At 68.2% G+C, this 17,352-nt stretch carries 18 protein-coding genes; 6 read left to right on the plus strand and 12 right to left on the minus strand.

Annotated features, from left to right (window positions below; translation table 11 throughout):
* From OSC27_RS04845 to OSC27_RS04855, 3 genes are read right to left on the minus strand one after another with little or no spacing between them, the layout of a single operon-like run.
* Complete coding sequence (locus OSC27_RS04845; protein WP_267180261.1) at positions 1–1,248, minus strand: sulfate adenylyltransferase subunit 1; 1,248 nt, start codon at positions 1,246–1,248, stop codon at positions 1–3.
* Complete coding sequence (cysD, locus tag OSC27_RS04850; RefSeq protein ID WP_267180435.1) at positions 1,248–2,144, minus strand: sulfate adenylyltransferase subunit CysD; 897 nt, start codon at positions 2,142–2,144, stop codon at positions 1,248–1,250. Before cysD ends, OSC27_RS04845 begins: the two co-directional genes overlap by 1 nt.
* Before the next feature lie 2 nt (positions 2,145–2,146).
* Positions 2,147–2,980, minus strand: a complete 834-nt coding sequence (locus tag OSC27_RS04855; protein ID WP_267180262.1) for a 3'(2'),5'-bisphosphate nucleotidase CysQ — start codon at positions 2,978–2,980, stop codon at positions 2,147–2,149.
* A gap of 217 nt (positions 2,981–3,197) precedes the next feature.
* On the opposite strand from OSC27_RS04855, the gene OSC27_RS04860 reads away from it, so the two are divergent.
* Together OSC27_RS04860 and cysC are read left to right on the plus strand one after the other, a co-directional pair.
* On the plus strand, positions 3,198–4,136 hold the full coding sequence (locus tag OSC27_RS04860) for a sulfite exporter TauE/SafE family protein (protein ID WP_267180263.1): 939 nt from the start codon (positions 3,198–3,200) through the stop codon (positions 4,134–4,136).
* Positions 4,137–4,178: 42 nt separating this feature from the next.
* Positions 4,179–5,615: an adenylyl-sulfate kinase gene (gene cysC, locus OSC27_RS04865; RefSeq protein ID WP_267180264.1), complete on the plus strand. Its 1,437-nt coding sequence runs from the start codon at positions 4,179–4,181 to the stop codon at positions 5,613–5,615.
* Here cysC and fabG read toward each other — a convergent pair.
* Positions 5,514–6,221: a 3-oxoacyl-ACP reductase FabG gene (gene fabG, locus OSC27_RS04870; protein ID WP_267180265.1), complete on the minus strand. Its 708-nt coding sequence runs from the start codon at positions 6,219–6,221 to the stop codon at positions 5,514–5,516. The two genes, cysC and fabG, sit on opposite strands and share 102 nt — an antisense overlap.
* 132 nt (positions 6,222–6,353) lie before the next feature.
* On the opposite strand from fabG, the gene OSC27_RS04875 reads away from it, so the two are divergent.
* The 3 genes from OSC27_RS04875 to OSC27_RS04885 are packed head-to-tail and all read left to right on the plus strand — an operon-like array spanning position 6,354 to position 7,843.
* The gene (locus tag OSC27_RS04875; RefSeq protein WP_267180266.1) at positions 6,354–6,758 is read left to right on the plus strand and encodes a DUF3099 domain-containing protein; all 405 of its coding nucleotides are present in this window, start codon (positions 6,354–6,356) and stop codon (positions 6,756–6,758) included.
* Positions 6,759–6,760: 2 nt separating this feature from the next.
* On the plus strand, positions 6,761–6,991 hold the full coding sequence (locus OSC27_RS04880) for a hypothetical protein (protein WP_267180436.1): 231 nt from the start codon (positions 6,761–6,763) through the stop codon (positions 6,989–6,991).
* On the plus strand, positions 6,992–7,843 hold the full coding sequence (locus tag OSC27_RS04885; protein ID WP_267180267.1) for an SURF1 family protein: 852 nt from the start codon (positions 6,992–6,994) through the stop codon (positions 7,841–7,843).
* 78 nt (positions 7,844–7,921) lie between these two features.
* Here OSC27_RS04885 and OSC27_RS04890 read toward each other — a convergent pair whose 3' ends face one another.
* The 7 genes from OSC27_RS04890 to sufB all read right to left on the minus strand — a co-directional run bounded on the left by OSC27_RS04890 (position 7,922) and on the right by sufB (position 15,365).
* Positions 7,922–9,520 (minus strand): ABC-F family ATP-binding cassette domain-containing protein, encoded by a 1,599-nt coding sequence (locus OSC27_RS04890; protein ID WP_323373939.1) that lies wholly within the window; start codon positions 9,518–9,520, stop codon positions 7,922–7,924.
* Between the two features lie 144 nt (positions 9,521–9,664).
* Positions 9,665–11,209, minus strand: a complete 1,545-nt coding sequence (proP, locus tag OSC27_RS04895; RefSeq protein ID WP_267180268.1) for a glycine betaine/L-proline transporter ProP — start codon at positions 11,207–11,209, stop codon at positions 9,665–9,667.
* Between the two features lie 96 nt (positions 11,210–11,305).
* Positions 11,306–11,635, minus strand: coding sequence for a metal-sulfur cluster assembly factor (locus tag OSC27_RS04900; protein ID WP_267180269.1), 330 nt, complete (start codon positions 11,633–11,635; stop codon positions 11,306–11,308).
* 4 nt (positions 11,636–11,639) lie between these two features.
* Positions 11,640–12,407, minus strand: a complete 768-nt coding sequence (sufC, locus tag OSC27_RS04905; protein ID WP_267180270.1) for a Fe-S cluster assembly ATPase SufC — start codon at positions 12,405–12,407, stop codon at positions 11,640–11,642.
* A 7-nt stretch (positions 12,408–12,414) separates the two neighbouring features.
* Positions 12,415–12,744: a non-heme iron oxygenase ferredoxin subunit gene (locus OSC27_RS04910; RefSeq protein WP_267180271.1), complete on the minus strand. Its 330-nt coding sequence runs from the start codon at positions 12,742–12,744 to the stop codon at positions 12,415–12,417.
* On the minus strand, positions 12,741–13,946 hold the full coding sequence (sufD, locus tag OSC27_RS04915; RefSeq protein WP_267180272.1) for a Fe-S cluster assembly protein SufD: 1,206 nt from the start codon (positions 13,944–13,946) through the stop codon (positions 12,741–12,743). The genes OSC27_RS04910 and sufD overlap by 4 nt, the downstream gene beginning before the upstream one ends.
* On the minus strand, positions 13,947–15,365 hold the full coding sequence (gene sufB, locus OSC27_RS04920; RefSeq protein WP_267180273.1) for a Fe-S cluster assembly protein SufB: 1,419 nt from the start codon (positions 15,363–15,365) through the stop codon (positions 13,947–13,949).
* A gap of 292 nt (positions 15,366–15,657) precedes the next feature.
* Here sufB and OSC27_RS04925 point away from each other — a divergent pair, with 292 nt between their 5' ends.
* Positions 15,658–16,662: a COX15/CtaA family protein gene (locus tag OSC27_RS04925; RefSeq protein WP_267180274.1), complete on the plus strand. Its 1,005-nt coding sequence runs from the start codon at positions 15,658–15,660 to the stop codon at positions 16,660–16,662.
* A 64-nt stretch (positions 16,663–16,726) separates the two neighbouring features.
* Here the strand turns inward: OSC27_RS04925 and OSC27_RS04930 are convergent, their stop codons facing one another.
* Complete coding sequence (locus OSC27_RS04930) at positions 16,727–17,320, minus strand: GNAT family N-acetyltransferase (protein WP_267180275.1); 594 nt, start codon at positions 17,318–17,320, stop codon at positions 16,727–16,729.
* Between the last annotated feature and the right edge of the window lie 32 nt (positions 17,321–17,352).

Genomic DNA, 17,352 nt, shown 5'->3' on the forward strand with positions numbered 1-17,352 from the left:
CTAGCGGATCATGCCCGCCGCGACCGTGCGGTTCGTCGTCTCGTCGACGAGGATGAATGCCCCCGTCGCCCGGTTCGACAGATAGGCGTCGGTGAGCAGCGGCTGGGTCGTGCGCAGGGTGATGCGGCCGATGTCGTTGAGCTCGAGCGTGGTCGCCTGCTCGTCGCGGTGCAGCGTGTTGACGTCGACGCGATACGCCACGTCTCGCACGCGCGCTCTGGCCCAGCGCGTCGTGTGCTTGATGGCGTAGGTGCGGCCGGGCTGCAGAGCGCTCGTCTCATCCATCCAGCACACCGTCGCGTCGAGCTCTTGGGTGACGATGGGCTTGTTGCCCGGGCGCACGAGCATGTCGCCGCGGCTGATGTCGATGTCGTCCTCAAGCAGGATCGTCGCCACCTGCGGTGGGAACGTCTCCTGCAGCGGTCCCTCGGGGCTGTCGATGCCGACGACGGTGGACTCGAACCCGCTCGGCAGCACCATCACCTTATCGCCGACGCGCAGCGAGCCACTGGCGATCGAGCCGGCGTAGCCGCGGTAGTCGTGGTGCTCGCTGGAGCGCGGACGAATCACGTACTGCACCGGGAAGCGAGTGTCGACGAGGTTGCGGTCGCTCGCGACGTACAGCCGCTCGAGGTGGTGCAGCAGCGTCGGCCCGTCGTACCAGTCGAGGTTGACACCGTGATCGACCACGTTCTCGCCGGTGAGAGCCGAGACGGGAATGAACGTCAGGTCCTTCGCCCGCAGCCGCCTGGCGAACTGGCTGAACTCGGTGCGGACCGCTTCGAACGCTTCCTCGGACCAGTCCACGAGGTCCATCTTGTTGACGCACACGACGAGGTGCGGAACGCCGAGCAGGGTCGCGAGGAACGCGTGCCTGCGGCTCTGCTCGGTGACGCCCTTGCGCACGTCGATCAGGATCATCGCGACGTTGGCCGTCGACGCGCCCGTCACCATGTTGCGGGTGTACTGCGGATGCCCCGGAGTGTCCGCAATGACGAATTTGCGCTTGGGGGTCGCGACATAGCGGTAGGCGACATCGATCGTGATGCCCTGCTCGCGCTCGGCGCGCAGCCCGTCTGTCACGAGGGCGAGGTCGGTGGTTTCGCTCCCCCGCTGCTTGGAGACGCGGTCCGCGGCCTCGAGCTGGTCGGTGAAGAGCGTCTTGCTGTCGAAGAGCAGGCGGCCGATGAGCGTGCTCTTGCCGTCGTCGACGCTCCCGGCGGTGGCAACGCGCAGCAGATCCGTCATCAGAAATACCCTTCCTTCTTGCGATCCTCCATGGAGGTCTCGCTCACGCGGTCATCGCCCCTGGTCGCGCCACGCTCGGTCAGGCGCACCTCGGCGATCTCACGGATCACCTTCTCGACGGTGTCCGCATCCGATTCGACGGCGGCGGTGAGGTTGGCGTCGCCCATGGTGCGGTAGCGCACCCGGCGCGGTGCCGAGGTTTCGTCGTCGGTGAGCGTGACGAAGTCGTTCACCTCGAAGAGCATGCCGCGGCGGTCGACGACCTCGCGCTCGGCGGCCAGGTAGCGTGCGGGAATCTCGACACCCTCGGCGCCGATGTATTCCCAGATGGCCAGCTCTGTCCAGTTCGAGAGGGGGAAGACGCGGATGCTCTCCCCCGGCGCGACACGGCCGTTGTAGAGCTCCCAGATCTCGGGCCGCTGGTTCTTGGGGTCCCACTGCCCGAAGTCGTCGCGGAACGAGAAGATGCGCTCCTTCGCCCTGGCCTTCTCCTCGTCGCGCCTGGCTCCGCCGAAGAGCGCGTCGAAGCCGTGCTCCTCGGCCGCCGCGAGCAGCACTGGGGTCTGGATGCGATTGCGGGAGCCGTCGGCCGGCTCCGTGACGAGGCCCCGCTCAATGGCGTCTGGCACGCTCGCGACGATGAGGCGGGCGCCGGCGCGCTCGATCGCTCGGTCGCGGAACTCGATCACGTCGGGGAAGTTGAGCCCCGTATCGACGTGCATGACGGGGAACGGGATGGGCGCGGGAGCGAACGCCTTCTGCGCGAGGTGCAGCATGACGAGCGAATCCTTGCCGCCGGAGAAAAGCAGGCAGGGTCGCTGCATCTCGGCCGCGACCTCACGGAAGATGTAGATGCTCTCGGCCTCGAGCTCCCTCAGCTGGGACAGTTCGTGCATGCTCACGAAACGGTTCTCCTTTCGACGGATGGCAGCGTGGCCACCACGCGGGCGAGTTCGGCGGCGACGCCGGGCGCCGCGATGACGAGATCGGGCAGCCACGGGTTCGCACGATTGTATTCGAGCGGCGAGCCGTCGAGGCGGTGCGCGGCGCAGCCTGCGGCCAGAGCGACCGCGACCGGTGCAGCGGAGTCCCACTCGTACTGGCCGCCGCTGTGCACGTAGGCGTCGACCTCGCCCGTGACGACGGCCATGGCCTTCACGCCCGCCGAGCCCATGCGGTGCAGCTCGACGTCGACCACGGCGGCGAGCTCGTCGACGATCGCGGCAGGGTGGCTGCGGCTGGCGGCGACGCGCAGGGGCTGCGCACCCCACGTGCGCGAGGAGGGCAGGGATGCGGTGCTCGCTCGTGTGCCGAAGACTTCTCCCCTGCCCGGGATGGCAACGGCGCCGGCGGTCAGGCCCCGTCCGCGGCTCCAGAGGGCGATGTGCACCGCCCAGTCGGTACGCCAGCCGTGCTCGTGTTTGTGTTCGCCGCATTCGTCATACTCGCCGTACTCGCGCGTGCCGTCGAGTGGGTCGACGATCCAGACGCGTTCGGCGTCGAGGCGGGCCGCGTCATCCGTCCCTTCCTCCGAGAGCACCGCGTCGAGCGGGCACCGCTCGGCGAGCAGGCGCATGATGAGTTCGTGCGAGAGTCGGTCGCCGTCGGCGCGCAACCGGTCGGGCGCGAGGCGCGCATCCGCCGATTCTCGAAGCGTGAGGAGAAGCTCACCTGCCTCGCGGGCCACCGCTTCTGCGGTTGCCTGATCGGCGGCCCCGCTCGAAAAGCCCACGCTCTGACTCGATTCCATACGGTTAGAAGTGAATCATGCCGACCTATGAGGCGGCCATGCGCCCGCCGAATGCCGCGAGACGCCGTAGTCCACGTTACCCGGACGCCGCGTGGAGCCGATGGAAAGGTGGCCGCGTTTAGCATGGCTTCCTCACGCATCCCTTGCGCGGTGGCGCAAGACGGCAGACAGTGAATGAGGATGAGCGAAGGCGAGGCGCATGGAGTGGTTCGATCTCTCCCTGGCGATCGCCGGCGCACTCGTCGGCTTCGTCGTGGGGCTGACCGGGATGGGCGGAGGCGCTCTCATGACGCCCATGCTCATGCTGGTCTTCAAGGTCGACCCGCTGACCGCCGTCTCGAGTGACCTCGTCGTCAGTCTCTTCATGAAGCCCGCGGGCGCGATCGTTCACCTGCGCAGGCACACCGTGAGCCTGCGGCTGGTCGGCTGGCTGTGCGTAGGATCGGTGCCGGCGGCGTTCGGCGGGATTCTGCTTCTGCGCGCCATTCCGGCCATCGACGACATCAATGCGGCGGTTCAGCTGTGCGCCGGCATCGCCCTCGTGATCGGCGCGACCGGGCTCGCCCTGCGGTCGGGGGTTGGGCTGTGGCAGTCGTCGCACGGCGGCCCTCGCGCCGTGGTCCCGCTTTCCGAGGTGCAGGTTCGCCCCATTCCCACGGTGCTGCTCGGCGCGGTCGGTGGGCTGATCGTTGGCATCACCTCAGTGGGAGCCGGCTCGATCATCGTCGTGGTACTGCTGTTCCTCTACCCGATGCTGAAGGCGAATGCCCTCGTCGGCACCGACCTCGTTCAGGCCATCCCGCTTGTGGCCGGCGCCACACTCGGGCATCTCATCTTCGGCGACATCTCGTTCCAGCTCGCAGCCTCGCTGCTCATCGGTGCGATCCCCCTCGCCTGGCTGGGCGCGCAGGCCTCGAGCCGGGCACCCGACGCGGTGATCAAGCCTGTGCTGTTCCTGCTGCTGCTCTGCTCGGGCGCCAAGCTGCTCGGCATGCCAACGACCGGCGTGCTGATCCTCGGCGGGGCGGCCGTCGTCGCACTCGGCCTTCTCGTCGTGACGGTGCGTCTGGTGCGGCGAGGGCGCACGGCGGCGACCGGTCGCGATAAGGTGGCCCGCAGCATCCCGAAGGAGTCCTGACACCATGACGGCCACGCGCGCGTTCCCCTCGAGTCACGCGGTATGAGCGCGAGCGCGCTGGTGCTCGAGGGCGCCGATCTCGACCTGCTCGAACTGGCGCTCGGTGGCGCGCTGCCCGGGCCCATCGCCGTCTCGCGCGCGGCGCTGCCCGCCGGCTTCTTAGGAACGCTCGTGCTCACCGATGGCGAGAACACGCCGCTCGCCGAGTTCACCGCGCTTCCCGATGCGGCGGCCGACGTGGAATCACCCGACGTGAGCGGGCTCGTGGTCGCCGGCAGGCCGTTCGCGACCGGTACGGGCGCCGCGAGCGACGCCGCGCTGAGGAGGGCTGCGGGCGAGGTTCGCGCGAGTGTGGCGCCGGCCGCATCCGTGCTGGCCATCGTGTTCGACGCCCTGCCGACGCGCGCCGGGCTGCTGGCGGCGCACGAACGCATTCGGGCCGAGGGTGCCGACGTGGTGCTGTGGGTTGCGCTCGTGTCGCGCGAGGGGCGGCGGGGTGTGGCGAGCGACGATGCTGTCGTGCGCGCGGTGATGGCCGAGAGGCCGCAGGGGGCGCGTGGACTGGTCGTGCCGGCGCCCGCTCCGACGTGGGCGCACACGTTCCTGCGTGCGGCGCCGGGTGCGGATGCGCGCAGCGTGCTCGCGCGCTACGGCGCCACGAGCGTCTTTCGTGCCGAGGCGCCCGGTGAGGTGCCTGGTGGGGTGCCTGGTGAGGTGGGTGAGGTGCCCGGCGCTGCGCGCCTCGACGAGGATGCACGCCTCGACGAGGCGGAGATCCGGCGCCGGTACCCGCCGGCCGCTGCCGCCGAGGCGCTGCGGGTGGCGCGGCGCGCATCCGCCGCCCGCGGTGCCATGGTGCTCTTCACCGGGCTCTCGGGTTCGGGAAAGTCCACGCTCGCCCGCTCCCTTGCGGCCAGGCTGGAGCACGAGAGCCTGCAGGCGGTGACACTGCTCGACGGCGACGAGGTGCGCCAGCTGCTCTCGAGCGAGCTCGGGTTCGACCGTGCCTCACGGGAACTCAACGTGCGGCGCATCGGATACGTCGCGTCGCTCGTCGTGCGCTCCGGCGGCATCGCGATCGCGGCGCCCATCGCGCCGTTCGAGTCGAGCCGAAAAGAGGTGCGCCGCCGTGTCGAGGCGGTCGGCGCGTTCGTGCTCGTGCACGTCTCGACGCCGCTCGCGGTGTGCGAGGCCCGCGACCGGAAGGGCCTCTACGCGAAGGCGAGGGCGGGCGAGATCGCCGAGTTCACCGGAATCAGCTCGCCGTACGAGGCGCCGAGCGACGCCGATGTGGTCGTCGACACGTCGCAGACCGACGTGGACGCGGCCGTCGCCCTGATCATGCGCGCGCTGCAGCGGAAGCCGGTGTGCGCTGGCTCAGTGCCCCATGCCGAGGCCGCCGTCGACGGGGATGACCGCACCGGAGATGTAGCCAGCGTCGTCGCCCGCGAGCCAGGCGACGACCCGCGCGACCTCTGACGGCGTCGCGAAACGCCCTGCGGGAATGTTCTTCTTGTACTCCGCCTGCTGCGCCTCGGGAAGCACCGCCGTCATCTCGGTCTCGATGAAGCCCGGCGCCACGACGTTGGCGGTGATGCCCCTGGCGCCGAGCTCGCGGGTGATCGAGCGGGCCATGCCCACGAGGCCGCTCTTGGACGCGGCATAGTTCACCTGGCCGGCGGAGCCGTAGAGGCCCACGACGCTCGAGATGAGGACCACGCGGCCGAAGCGCGCCTTCAGCATGCCCTTGGACGCGCGCTTGACGACGCGGAACGCGCCGCCGAGGTTCGTGTCGACGACCTGGTCGAAGTCGTCGTCTGACATGCGCATGAGGAGCGTGTCTCTGGTGATGCCCGCGTTGGCGACGAGCACCTCGATGGGCCCCAGCTGCGTCTCGACCTCGGTGAACGCGTGGTCGATCGCCGCGGAGTCGGTGACGTCGGCGCGCACCGTGAGCGAGCCCGCGGGGCCCTCGCCGCTGCGAGCCGTCACTGCGACGCGGTGGCCTTGCGCCACGAACTCCTCGGCGATGGCGAAACCGATGCCTCGATTGCCTCCCGTGACCAGTACCGTGCGTTGCGTCATGACAGACAGCTTAGGTGAGGCGCAGAGCGTGAGATGGCGCAGTGTGCTGCGGCTTCGTGGACGTAGGCTTGAGTCAGGCGGCTGCGCTCCTTTCCCCCGCGGCGCCGTTCACACGTGAAGCCCCAGGCGGTTATGAAACAGCAATCGATCACGAGCCTCCCCCTCGCCCCCGAGGTGGAGCGGCACCGCCGCATGCTCAAGTACTCGATCGCGATGGGCATTCGCATCCCGTGCATCATCTCGCTGCTCTTCCTGCACGGGTGGTGGTTGCTGATCCCCGCGCTCGGTGCGGTGTTCCTGCCCTACTTCGCCGTGGTGCTCGCGAACGCGGTGAGGCAGGATACGATGCCCGCCGTCGAACGGCCCGGCAACGTGGAGCGCGTCGGCCGCCCCGAGACCGGCGAGCAGGGTGCCGGCGGGCACACGGCCGACGGGCACACGGCCGGCGAGAACACGGCCCGCGAGAACACGGCCGGCGAGAACACGGCCGGTGGGCACACAGCCGGCGACCCGGCCGAGGGCGGCGGGGCGCGATGAGCATGCTGGGAGCCGAGCCCGAGCGATACGCCTGCTCGCGCGCGGGGTGCAGCGCGACGGCGGCGTGGCGCATCCTCTGGCGAAACCCGAAGATCCACGCCGAGGACCGCATGAAGACGTGGCTCGCGTGCGACGAACACGTCGACTACCTGCGGCAGTTTCTCGGCGCGCGCGACTTCCCGGTGCGCGTGGTGGGCGTGCATGACGAGGATGCGCGTCTGGAGGTGCGCTAGATGCACCGCTGGCGGTTCGCGTTCTCCCGGCGCTGGCTCGGGTACCTGGCGTTCGCCATTGTCTTCGCCATCGCCTGCGCCTTTCTGTCGGCCTGGCAGCACGCCCGCGGCGATGAGGCGGCGGCCGCCAACGCGCTCGTCGCTCGCAACTTCAACGCCCCGGCGGTTCCGCTCGGCGACGCTCTTGCCGATCTCGACGCGTTCTCGCCATCGCAGGAGTGGAAGCGCGTGACGGCGCGCGGGGTGTACGAGCGCGACAAGCAGCTGCTCGTGCGCAACCGGCCGACCGATTCCGGCCCGGGGTTCGAGGTGCTCACCCCGTTGCGGCTCGCCGACGGATCCCTTTTCGTCGTGGATCGCGGCTGGGTGCCGACGGGCTCGCACAGCGATGCCCCGGACAGTGTGGGAGCCGCGCCGACCGGCACGGTCACGGTCACGGTGCGGCTGAAGCCGAGCGAGCCGGCGCTCGACGGGCGAACCACCGTCGGCAACCAGATCCCGTCGATTCAGCTTTCCGCCGTCGCGGCGCGGTACGGCGGCGCGGTCTACACGGGCGCGTACGGGTTGCTGCAGTCCCAGACGCCCGCTGCGGCGCATCCGCTCACGCCTGTCGTCTCGACTCCGCCCAACCGGGACGAGGGGCTGCACTGGTCGTACATGATCCAGTGGGTGATCTTCGCCCTGATCGGCTTCTTCGGGCTCGGCTACGCCATCCGCACCGAGTACCGCAAGCGCTACGAGGACGAGCCGGACATGCGGGCGAAGGCCGAGGCGCGCGCGCGGCGTGCGGCCAGGCGGGCGCCGAGTGACGCCGAGGTCGAGGACGAGCTGCTCGACACGAACGCGCGCTGAACCGCGGGTTGAGGGCGGCGGGGCCGGCCTGCGCGGTCGGGCCAGCGAGATCGGGCCAGCGAGATCAGGCCAGCGAGATCAGGCCAGCGAGATCAGGTCGGCGTAGTCCTTGTTCCAGTGGTCCTCGACGCCGTCTGGCAGCACGAGCACGCGCTCGGGGTTCAGCGCTTCGACCGCTCCCTCGTCGTGGCTGACGAGAACGACCGCGCCAGAGTAGTGCGCGAGCGCGTCGAGGATCTCGGCGCGGCTGGCCGGGTCGAGGTTGTTGGTCGGCTCATCGAGCAGCAGCACGTTCGCCGCTGAGACCACGAGCATGGCGAGGGCGAGCCTCGTCTTCTCGCCGCCCGAGAGCACGCCGGCGGGCTTGTGCGAGTCGTCGCCCGTGAACAGGAACGAGCCGAGTACCCGCCTGGCTTCCGTTTCGGTGAGGTTCGGCGAGGCAGACACCATGTTCTGCAGCACACTGCGCTTCACGTCGATGGTCTCGTGCTCCTGCGCGTAGTAGCCGATGCGCAGCCCGTGGCCGGGGTCGACGCCGCCCGTGTCCGGCGTGTCGACGCCGGCGAGAATACGCAGCAGCGTCGTCTTGCCCGCGCCGTTGAGGCCGAGCACGACGACCTTGGAGCCGCGGTCAATGGCGAGGTCGACGGCCGTGAAGATCTCGAGCGAGCCGTAGCTCTTCGACAGGTCGTGCGCCTCGAGCGGAGTGCGACCGCACGGCGCGGGATCGGGGAACCGCAGCTTCGCCACCCGGTCGGCCTCGCGCACGTCGTCGAGCCCCGCGAGCAGCTTCTCGGCCCGCGCCACCATCTGGTGGGCCGCGGCCGCCTTGGTGGCCTTCGCACCGAACTTCGCCGCCTGCAACTGCAGCGCGCCCGCCTTCTTCTCGGCGTTCGCGCGCTCCTTCTTGCGCCGCTCCTCGTCTGCCGCTCGCTGGCGCAGGTAGTGCTTCCAGCCCATGTTGTACACGTCGATGACGCCGCGGTTCGCGTCGAGATAGAAGACCCGGTTGACCGTCTCCCCCACCAGCTCGACGTCGTGGCTGATCACGATGACGCCGCCGGCGTAGCTCTTCAGGAACTCTCGCAGCCATACCACCGAGTCGGCGTCGAGGTGGTTGGTCGGCTCGTCGAGGATCATGGTCTCGGCAGCAGAGAACAGGATGCGCGCCAGCTCGATGCGCCGCCGCTGGCCACCAGAGAGCGTCTTCAGCTGCTGGTCGAGAATGCGGTCGGGCAGGTTCAGGTTGCTCGCGATCGACGCCGCCTCAGCCTCGGCTGCGTAGCCACCGAGAACGTGGAAGCGCTCCTCGAGTCGGCCGTACTTCTTCATGGCCGCCGCGCTGACGGCGGCATCCGCGCTGGCCATGTCGAGCGTCGCGTGCTGCATGCCGAGCACGACCTCGCCGAGTCCCCTCGCGTTCAGAATGCGCGTGCGGGCCAGCTCCTCGGGGTCGCCGCTTCGCGGGTCCTGCGGCAGGTAGCCGATCTCGCCGCCGCGGTCGACGCGCCCCTCGCTCGGCTGCACGTCGCCCGCGAGCACCTTGGTCAGTGTCGTCTTGCCCGCACCGTTTCGCCCCACGAGCCCGATCTTGTCGCCGGCCGCCACGCGGAAGCTGACGTCTTCCATCAGCGTGCGCGCGCCGATGCGGATCGCCAGGCCTTGCACCGCGAGCACAGCGTACGTCCTTTTCGTGAGGGGTTGGGGGTCGGATGCTGCGCACGCTCCCGCTCATGCGGGCAACCCGTGCGCAACCGCAACAGTCTACCGGCCGTGGCTGGGAGCGCGGACGGCGCGGGAATCGGGCATGCGCCCCGCTCGCTACTTCTTCGGGTGCTTCCGGTCGTGCCGACCGGAGACCGCGTAGCGCTTCGCCCACGCCGTCTGGGCCACGTCGGATTCCGGGTCGCGGTACTCGGCGACGTACTGCCGTGCCTCCTCGTCGCTGCCGACCGAGGGCAGGGAGCCGCGCAGGGGCATGTTGGCGGTCTCCTTGGTGCGCCACACGGCGATCATGCCGATGACGGCGGCGGCCATGAGGTAGAACGCGGGAATATCGTCGGCGAAGGCCCACTTCGCGTTCTCACCCCACTGGACGAGCGCCTGCGTCGCAAGGGGCGTGGTGCCGCCGAACACCGACACCGAGACGTTGAACGCAATCGAGAGGGCTCCATAGCGGATCACGGTCGGGAAGAGCGCCGGCAGCGTCGACGGCATCGTCGACGTGAAGGTGACGAGCACGAGACCGAGGAGCAGCAGGCCGGCGAAGCTCAGCCACACGTTGTCGCTCTGCACGAGCTTCAGGGCCGGCCACGAGAGCACCAGGAAGCCGATGCAGCCGCCCATGAGCACGGGCTTGCGGCCGAACAGGTCTGAGAGCCGGCCGCCGAACGTGATGACGCACATCATGAGGATCATGACGACGATGATCAGCAGCAGCCCGTGCGTGGGCGAGCGCCCGAACGTGTCGGTCAGGTAGGTCGGCATGTAGGTGAGCAGCATGTAGTCGCACACGTTGAAGACGAGAACGAGCCCGACGTAGACCAGGAGCGCCCGCCAATTCTCGGCGAACAGTCGAAGCATCGGCGTCTTGGCACTCTCTCGTTCTGAGGCCTGCTCCTGCTGCTTCTGGAACGCCGGGGTCTCCTCGAGCTTCAGCCGCATGTAGAGCCCGATGACGCCGAGCGGCCCGGCAACCAGGAACGGAATACGCCAGCCCCACGACAGCAGCGTGTCTGGCGGCATCGCGGCGTTCAGGATCGTGACGAGGCCCGCGCCGAGCACGTAGCCGGCGAGGGTGCCGAACTCGAGCCAGGAGCCCATGAAGCCGCGGCGCTTGTCTGGCGAGTACTCGGCGATGAACGTTGTGGCTCCCCCGTACTCGCCGCCGGTGGAGAATCCCTGCACGAGTCGCGCCGCGAGCAGCAGGATTGGCGAGACGATGCCGATTGTCGCGAACGATGGGATGAGCCCGATCGAGAGCGTGCCGATGGCCATGAGGATCATGGTGAGTGAGAGAACGCGCTTGCGGCCGATCCGGTCACCGAGCGGGCCGAAGAACATGCCGCCGAGTGGCCGCACGAGGAACGCGGCGGTGAACGCCCCGAGCGTGGCGATGAGCGCGAGTCCGCCCTCGCTCTTCGGGAAGAAGACGCTCGCGATGGTCGTGGCCAGGTACGAGTAGACGCCGAAGTCGAACCACTCCATGGCGTTGCCGAGCGCCGCAGCCGCGACGGCGCGCTTCAGCACCCCCGATTCAACGACCGTGATGTCGGCGACCTTGAGTTCGCGGCGGGATGGCGCGTGCCTGCGCACGCGCGCGTCGTGCGAACCTCGGCGCTCGGATGGGGGAACGGAATCGGACAAGGCGGGACCTCCTCGTCCGCAGGCTACCCGGCGCGACGCGACGTCGCACCGGCAAGCCGGCCAGGGCCGAGAAGGCCCGAATCGAGAAGGCCCGAATCAGATGGCGAAGCCGATGGCCCGCATCATCTCCCTGCCGTCGTCCGTGATGCGCTCGGGGCCCCACGGCGGCATCCACACCCAGTTGATGCGGAACGCCTCGACGACGCCATCGAGGGCCTGCGCGATCTGCTCCTCGATCACGTCCGTGAGCGGGCACCCCGCACTTGTGAGCGTCATCGAGATGACGAGCGCGTTGTTCTCGTCATCCCATGACAGGTCGTAGATGAGGCCGAGGTCGACCACGTTGACCCCTAGCTCGGGGTCCATCACATCTTTCAGTGCCTCTTCGATCTCGTCGTATCGCGTTGGCGTCAGTGTCGCAGCCATGTCTCTAGCCTACGTTCACGTCGGTGAGAAAGCGATCGTAGCCTTCCTCCTCGAGACGCTCGGCGAGCTCGGGGCCGCCCTCTTCCGCCACGCGGCCGGCGACGAACACGTGCACGAAGTCAGGCTTGATGTAGCGCAGGATACGCGTGTAGTGCGTGATGAGCATGATCCCAAGCCCGGTGTTCTCCTTGGCGCGATTGACGCCCTCGGAGACGATCTTCAGCGCGTCGACATCGAGACCGGAGTCGGTCTCGTCGAGCACGGCGAAGGTGGGCTTCAGCAGCTCGAGCTGCAGGATCTCGTTGCGCTTCTTCTCGCCGCCCGAGAAGCCCTCGTTCACGTTGCGCTCGGCGAACGACTTGTCCATGCGCAGCTTCGTCATGCTCTCGCGCATGTCTTTGACCCACGTGCGGATGGCCGGCGCCTCGCCGTCGATCGCGGTCTTCGCGGTGCGCAGGAAGTTGGTGTTCGTCACACCAGGGATCTCGACCGGATACTGCATGGCGAGGAACAGGCCGGCGCGGGCGCGGGTGTCGACGGTCATGGCGAGCACATCTTCGCCATCGAGCGTGATGGTTCCGCCCGTGACGGTGTACTTGGGGTGACCGGCGATGGTGTACGCGAGGGTGGACTTGCCGGAGCCGTTCGGGCCCATGATGGCGTGGATCTCGCCCTTACGGATCGTCAGGTCGACGCCGCGGAGGATCTCCTTGGTGCCCTGGTCGGTCTCGACGGTGACGTGGAGGTCGCGGATTTCAAGAACGGAAGTCATGTCTCTTTCAGATTTCTTTCGTGGTTGTCGAGTCGATGTAGACGTCGCCGTCGATGATCTCGACCGGGTAAACCGGCACGGGTTCGAAGGCGGGGAGGTTCAGCGGCTGCCCGGTGATGAGCGAGAACTGGGAGCCGTGCGCCCAGCACTCGAGGGTCTCGCCCTCGACGAAGCCCTCCGACAGCGAGATCTCGCCGTGCGTGCAGGTGTCGCCGATCGCGTGAACCGCACCGGCGGAATCCTTGACGACCGCGATCGGCACCTCGCCGATCACGACGCGCACCGCCTGGTTCTCGGTGAGCTCGTCGATGGCGCAGACGCGCGTTCCCGCGCTCATGCCCGGCTGCTGGCGTCCGCCAGCTCCGCCTCGATCGCGGCGTTCAGGTGCGCCTGCAACGCGGGAGCGCCGATCTTCTGCACGACGTCGGTGAGGAAGCCGCGAACGACGAGGCGCCGCGCCTCGTCTTCGGTGATGCCGCGAGACTGCAGGTAGAACAGCTGCTCGTCGTCGAACCGGCCCGTCGCGCTGGCATGGCCCGCGCCCAGGATGTCGCCGGTCTCGATCTCGAGGTTCGGCACCGAGTCGGCGCGGGTGCCCTCCGAGAGAACGAGGTTGCGGTTCTGCTCGTAGCTGTCGGTGCCCACGGCCTTCTGGCCGATGAGAACGTCGCCGATCCATACCGTGTGCGCGCCCTCGCCCTGCAACGCGCCCTTGTATGTCACGCGGCTGCGGCTGTGCGGGGCGTCGTGGAACACGTATACCTGCTGCTCGAGGTGCTGTCCGGCATCCGCGAAATAGACGCCGAGCATCTCGGTGTCGCTGCCCGCGCCCACGAGGTGGGTCGAGGGGTTGACGCGAACGATGCTGCCGCCGAGCGAGACGACCACGTGTTTCAGCTTCGCGTCCTTCTCGAGGATGGCGAAGTGACTCGCGAGGTGCACCGCGTCGTCGTGCCATTCCTGGTCGCTGACGAAGGTGAGCTGCGCCGCCTCGCCGACGATGATCTCGACGTTCTCGCTCAGCTGAGCCTCGCCCAGGCTGCGCAGCACGACGGTGGCGCTGCTCATGGGCGCGGCGTCGATGACGATGTGGCCGGCGCGAGGGGTGGTGCCGAGTGTCGAGCGGGTGAGCGTGAACTCGCCGTCCACCTCACCGGTGATGCGCACGAGGAGCGCCTTCCGGCTCGCCCCCCAGGCATTGGCGGATGCTCGCTCCTCCGGCAGGCCGGCCGAGCCGATGCGGGCGTCGTCGGTGTCGATCCAGCTGACCTCGACGCCCTCCGTGCTCTCGTACGCGATCTCGTACGGCGAGCCGTCGAGTTCGCCGGCGGTAAGAGGCTGGATGCGACCGACTGGCGTGTTCCTCCAGACGGCCTCACGGCCGGTGACGGCAGGGAAGTCGGCGACCTCGACCGAACGGAACCGCTCGGAACGCGTCTGAACCGGGACGAGTCCCCATCCGCCGTCCGAGTGCTTCTTCAGTCCGTGCTGTGCCGGCTCCTGATCCTTGATAACAGTCTGAGTGGCTGCGGATGACATTTAGCCGACGGATCCTTCCATGCCCATCTCGATGAGCTTGTTGAGTTCGAGTGCGTATTCCATCGGGAGTTCGCGGGCGATCGGCTCGATGAAGCCGCGCACGATCATGGCCATTGCCTCGTCCTCGGGCATGCCGCGGCTCATCAGGTAGAAGAGCTGCTCCTCGCTCACGCGTGAGACGGTCGCCTCGTGGCCGAGCTGCACGTCGTCGACGCGGATGTCGATGGAGGGGTACGTGTCGCTGCGGGAGATGGTGTCGACGAGGAGGGCATCGCAGCGCACGGTGTTGGCGGAATGGTGCGCTGCAGCATCCACTCGCACTTCACCGCGGTACCCACTGCGGCCGCCGCCGCGCGCGATCGACTTGGAGACGATCGACGACTGCGTGTACGGCGCCATGTGGATCATCTTCGCGCCCGCGTCCTGATGCTGGCCGGGGCCGGCGAAGGCCACCGAGAGGGTCTCGCCCTTGGCGTGCTCCCCCACCAGGTAGATCGACGGGTACTTCATGGTCACCTTGGAGCCGATGTTGCCGTCCACCCACTCCATGGTGGCGCCCTCGTGGGCCATGGCCCGCTTGGTGACCAGGTTGTAGACGTTGTTCGACCAGTTCTGGATGGTCGTGTAGCGAACGCGCGCGTTCTTCTTCACCACGATCTCGACGACGGCCGAGTGCAGGGAATCAGACGTGTAGATCGGGGCCGTGCAGCCCTCGATGTAGTGCACGTAGCTGCCCTCGTCGGCGATGATCAGGGTGCGCTCGAACTGCCCCATGTTCTCGGTGTTGATGCGGAAGTACGCCTGCAGCGGGATCTCCACGTGCACGCCTGGCGGCACGTAGACGAACGAGCCACCGGACCACGCGGCCGTGTTCAGCGCCGCGAACTTGTTGTCGCCGGCGGGGATGATCGTGCCGAAGTACTCCTCGAAGAACTCCGGGTGCTCGCGGAGCGCCGTGTCGGTGTCGGTGAAGATGACGCCCTGCGCCTCGAGGTCCTGACGAATCTGGTGGTACACCACCTCGGACTCGTACTGGGCCGTGACGCCGGCAACGAGGCGGCTTCGCTCGGCCTCGGGGATGCCGAGCTTCTCGTACGTGTTCTTGATGTCCTCCGGCAGGTCCTCCCACGTCTGGGCCTGCTTCTCGGTCGAGCGCACAAAGTACTTGATGTTGTCGAAGTCGATCTCCGACAGGTCCGCGCCCCAGGACGGCATGGGCTTGCGTTCGAACAACTTAAGCGCCTTGAGCCTGCGCTGCTTCATCCACTCCGGCTCGTTCTTCAGCCGGGAGATGTCTTCGACCACCTCGGGCGAGATGCCGCGCCTGGCGCTTGCTCCCGCCGCGTCGGAGTCGGACCAGCCGAACTCGTATTGCCCCAGGCTCTCCAGCTCGGGGCGGTCGATCAGGATGTCTGACATATCTACCTTTCCTGCCACGGCGACCGGCTATCAATCCGGCTCACGTTACGACTCGGAAGTCATGCGGATCCGAGGCGTCTCGCGATTGTGCGAGTGACTGGTGTGCGTACCTAAGATGTTCAAGGACGTGGGCGGCGCTGCCAACGGCCGCATCGCAAGAAAAACCGATGCGAAGCACGCGCAGCCGCGCGTACCTTGAACCTTCAACGATTCTACAGCCTGAGCCTGCTATTTGTAGAGGGTCTGCTTCGTGTTCGCTGCGGATGAACCGCGTCAGAGAGTGAATCGTCACGTGAACCGTGTCTCAACCGGGCTGAAGTCCCGCAATCGGCGTCCTGCCACCTGGCTGAGATCGCTGTACCGGTGGCTTCCCGACCACGTCGACGCTCGGGTGCGTCTCATCGGCTGGCTGTCGCTCGCCGGCCAGCTGCTGCTCGTCGCCTCGGGCGGCGCCGTTCGCCTCACCGGCTCCGGCCTCGGCTGCCCGACGTGGCCCAAGTGCACCGCAGACTCCCTGACGACGACGCCCGAGATGGGCATCCACGGCATCATCGAGTTCGGCAACAGGATGCTCACGTTCGTGCTGACCATCATCGTGATCCTGGCGTTCCTGTTCGTCATGCGCATGCGGGCGAAGCGGCCCGACCTGTTCTGGCTCACGTTCTGGCTCGGCATGAGCATCCCGGTCCAGGCCGTGGTCGGCGGCTTCACGGTGCTGTTCCGGCTGAACCCGTACATGGTCGGCGTGCACTTCGTGCTCTCGATCGTGCTGACGATCGTGACGACCGTGCTCGTCTGTCGCATCCACACCACACCCTCGGCGCGCGTACTGGCCGTTCCGCCGTGGTTCGCCTGGGCGGCGTGGATCATGGCCGCGTTTGCCATGATCACGGTGCTCGTCGGCATCCTGACCACCGGCTCCGGCCCGCACGCCGGCGACGCCGACACGCTGAGGACGGGCTTCGACACGGAGTTCATGGAGCACATCCACGCGCTGCCTGCGTACATCACGGCAGGCTTCACGCTGCTGCTCGTCGGGGCGTCGATCGGGCTGGCGGTCGGCCCCGTACGCCGCTTCCTCGCACTGCTCGTGGTCGTGGAGGTGCTGCAGATCGGCGTCGGGCTGCTTCAGGCGAACACCGGTCTGCCGGGCATCCTCGTCGGCACTCACATGGTGCTGTCGGCGCTGCTCATGTCCGCCGTCACCGCGGTGCTCGTGAACCTCACGCAACCCGTTGAGGCGCCGGAGGGTGCGACGAGCCGCACCTCGGGGGCGGTGGCGAGCACGAGCGCGTAGGGCCGGCCATCCGCTGGTTCCTGCCGTCGCGGGAAGGGCGGCCGCGGGACGCTCGGGAATGGCGCTACACGGTCGCGACGGCGTTGAGGTATTCCTCGGGCCAACCGGGCTTGGGGTCACTGCCCTCGTCCGCGGTTCGCGCGGCGACCCAGCTCTCCCGTTCCTCGCCGCGGAACGGGAACGGGGTGGCGGCGTTCGTCTCAAGCCGGAAGCCCATGCTGCGGGCGAGCCTTGCGCTGGCCACGTTGCCCCTGATGCCCTGCCAGCGCAGTTGCGTGAGTGCGAGGCCCTCGTGGGAGAAGGCGTGGTCGACCACCGCGAGCAGGGCCTCCCTGGCGTAGCCGCGGCCGCGGTGAGCCGACCCCATCCAGCAGCCGAACGACGCGGAACCCGGCGCCACGTCGCGCCGCAGCTCGATCACCCCGATGAGGTGCGGATGGCGCCGTTCGCGCACCGCCCACGTCGTGTAGTCGCCGCTGACGACGCCGTGTGGAACGTAGGCGTCGATGAAGAACTCGGCGTCGCTCAGCGCGAACGGCGAGGCGATCGGGATCCACCGGCGGATCTCGGCGTCCTGGCACAGCGCGAAGATGGTCTGGATGTCGCTTCGCCGCGGGGCATCCAGAACGAGCCGCCGCGTGCCGAGAACACGTGTCATTTCCCCCTCAGAGTAGAGCGATCTGTTCCCGC

Origin of the sequence: Microbacterium sp. STN6 (assembly GCF_026410545.1) — a bacterium.
Classification (GTDB): domain Bacteria; phylum Actinomycetota; class Actinomycetes; order Actinomycetales; family Microbacteriaceae; genus Root112D2.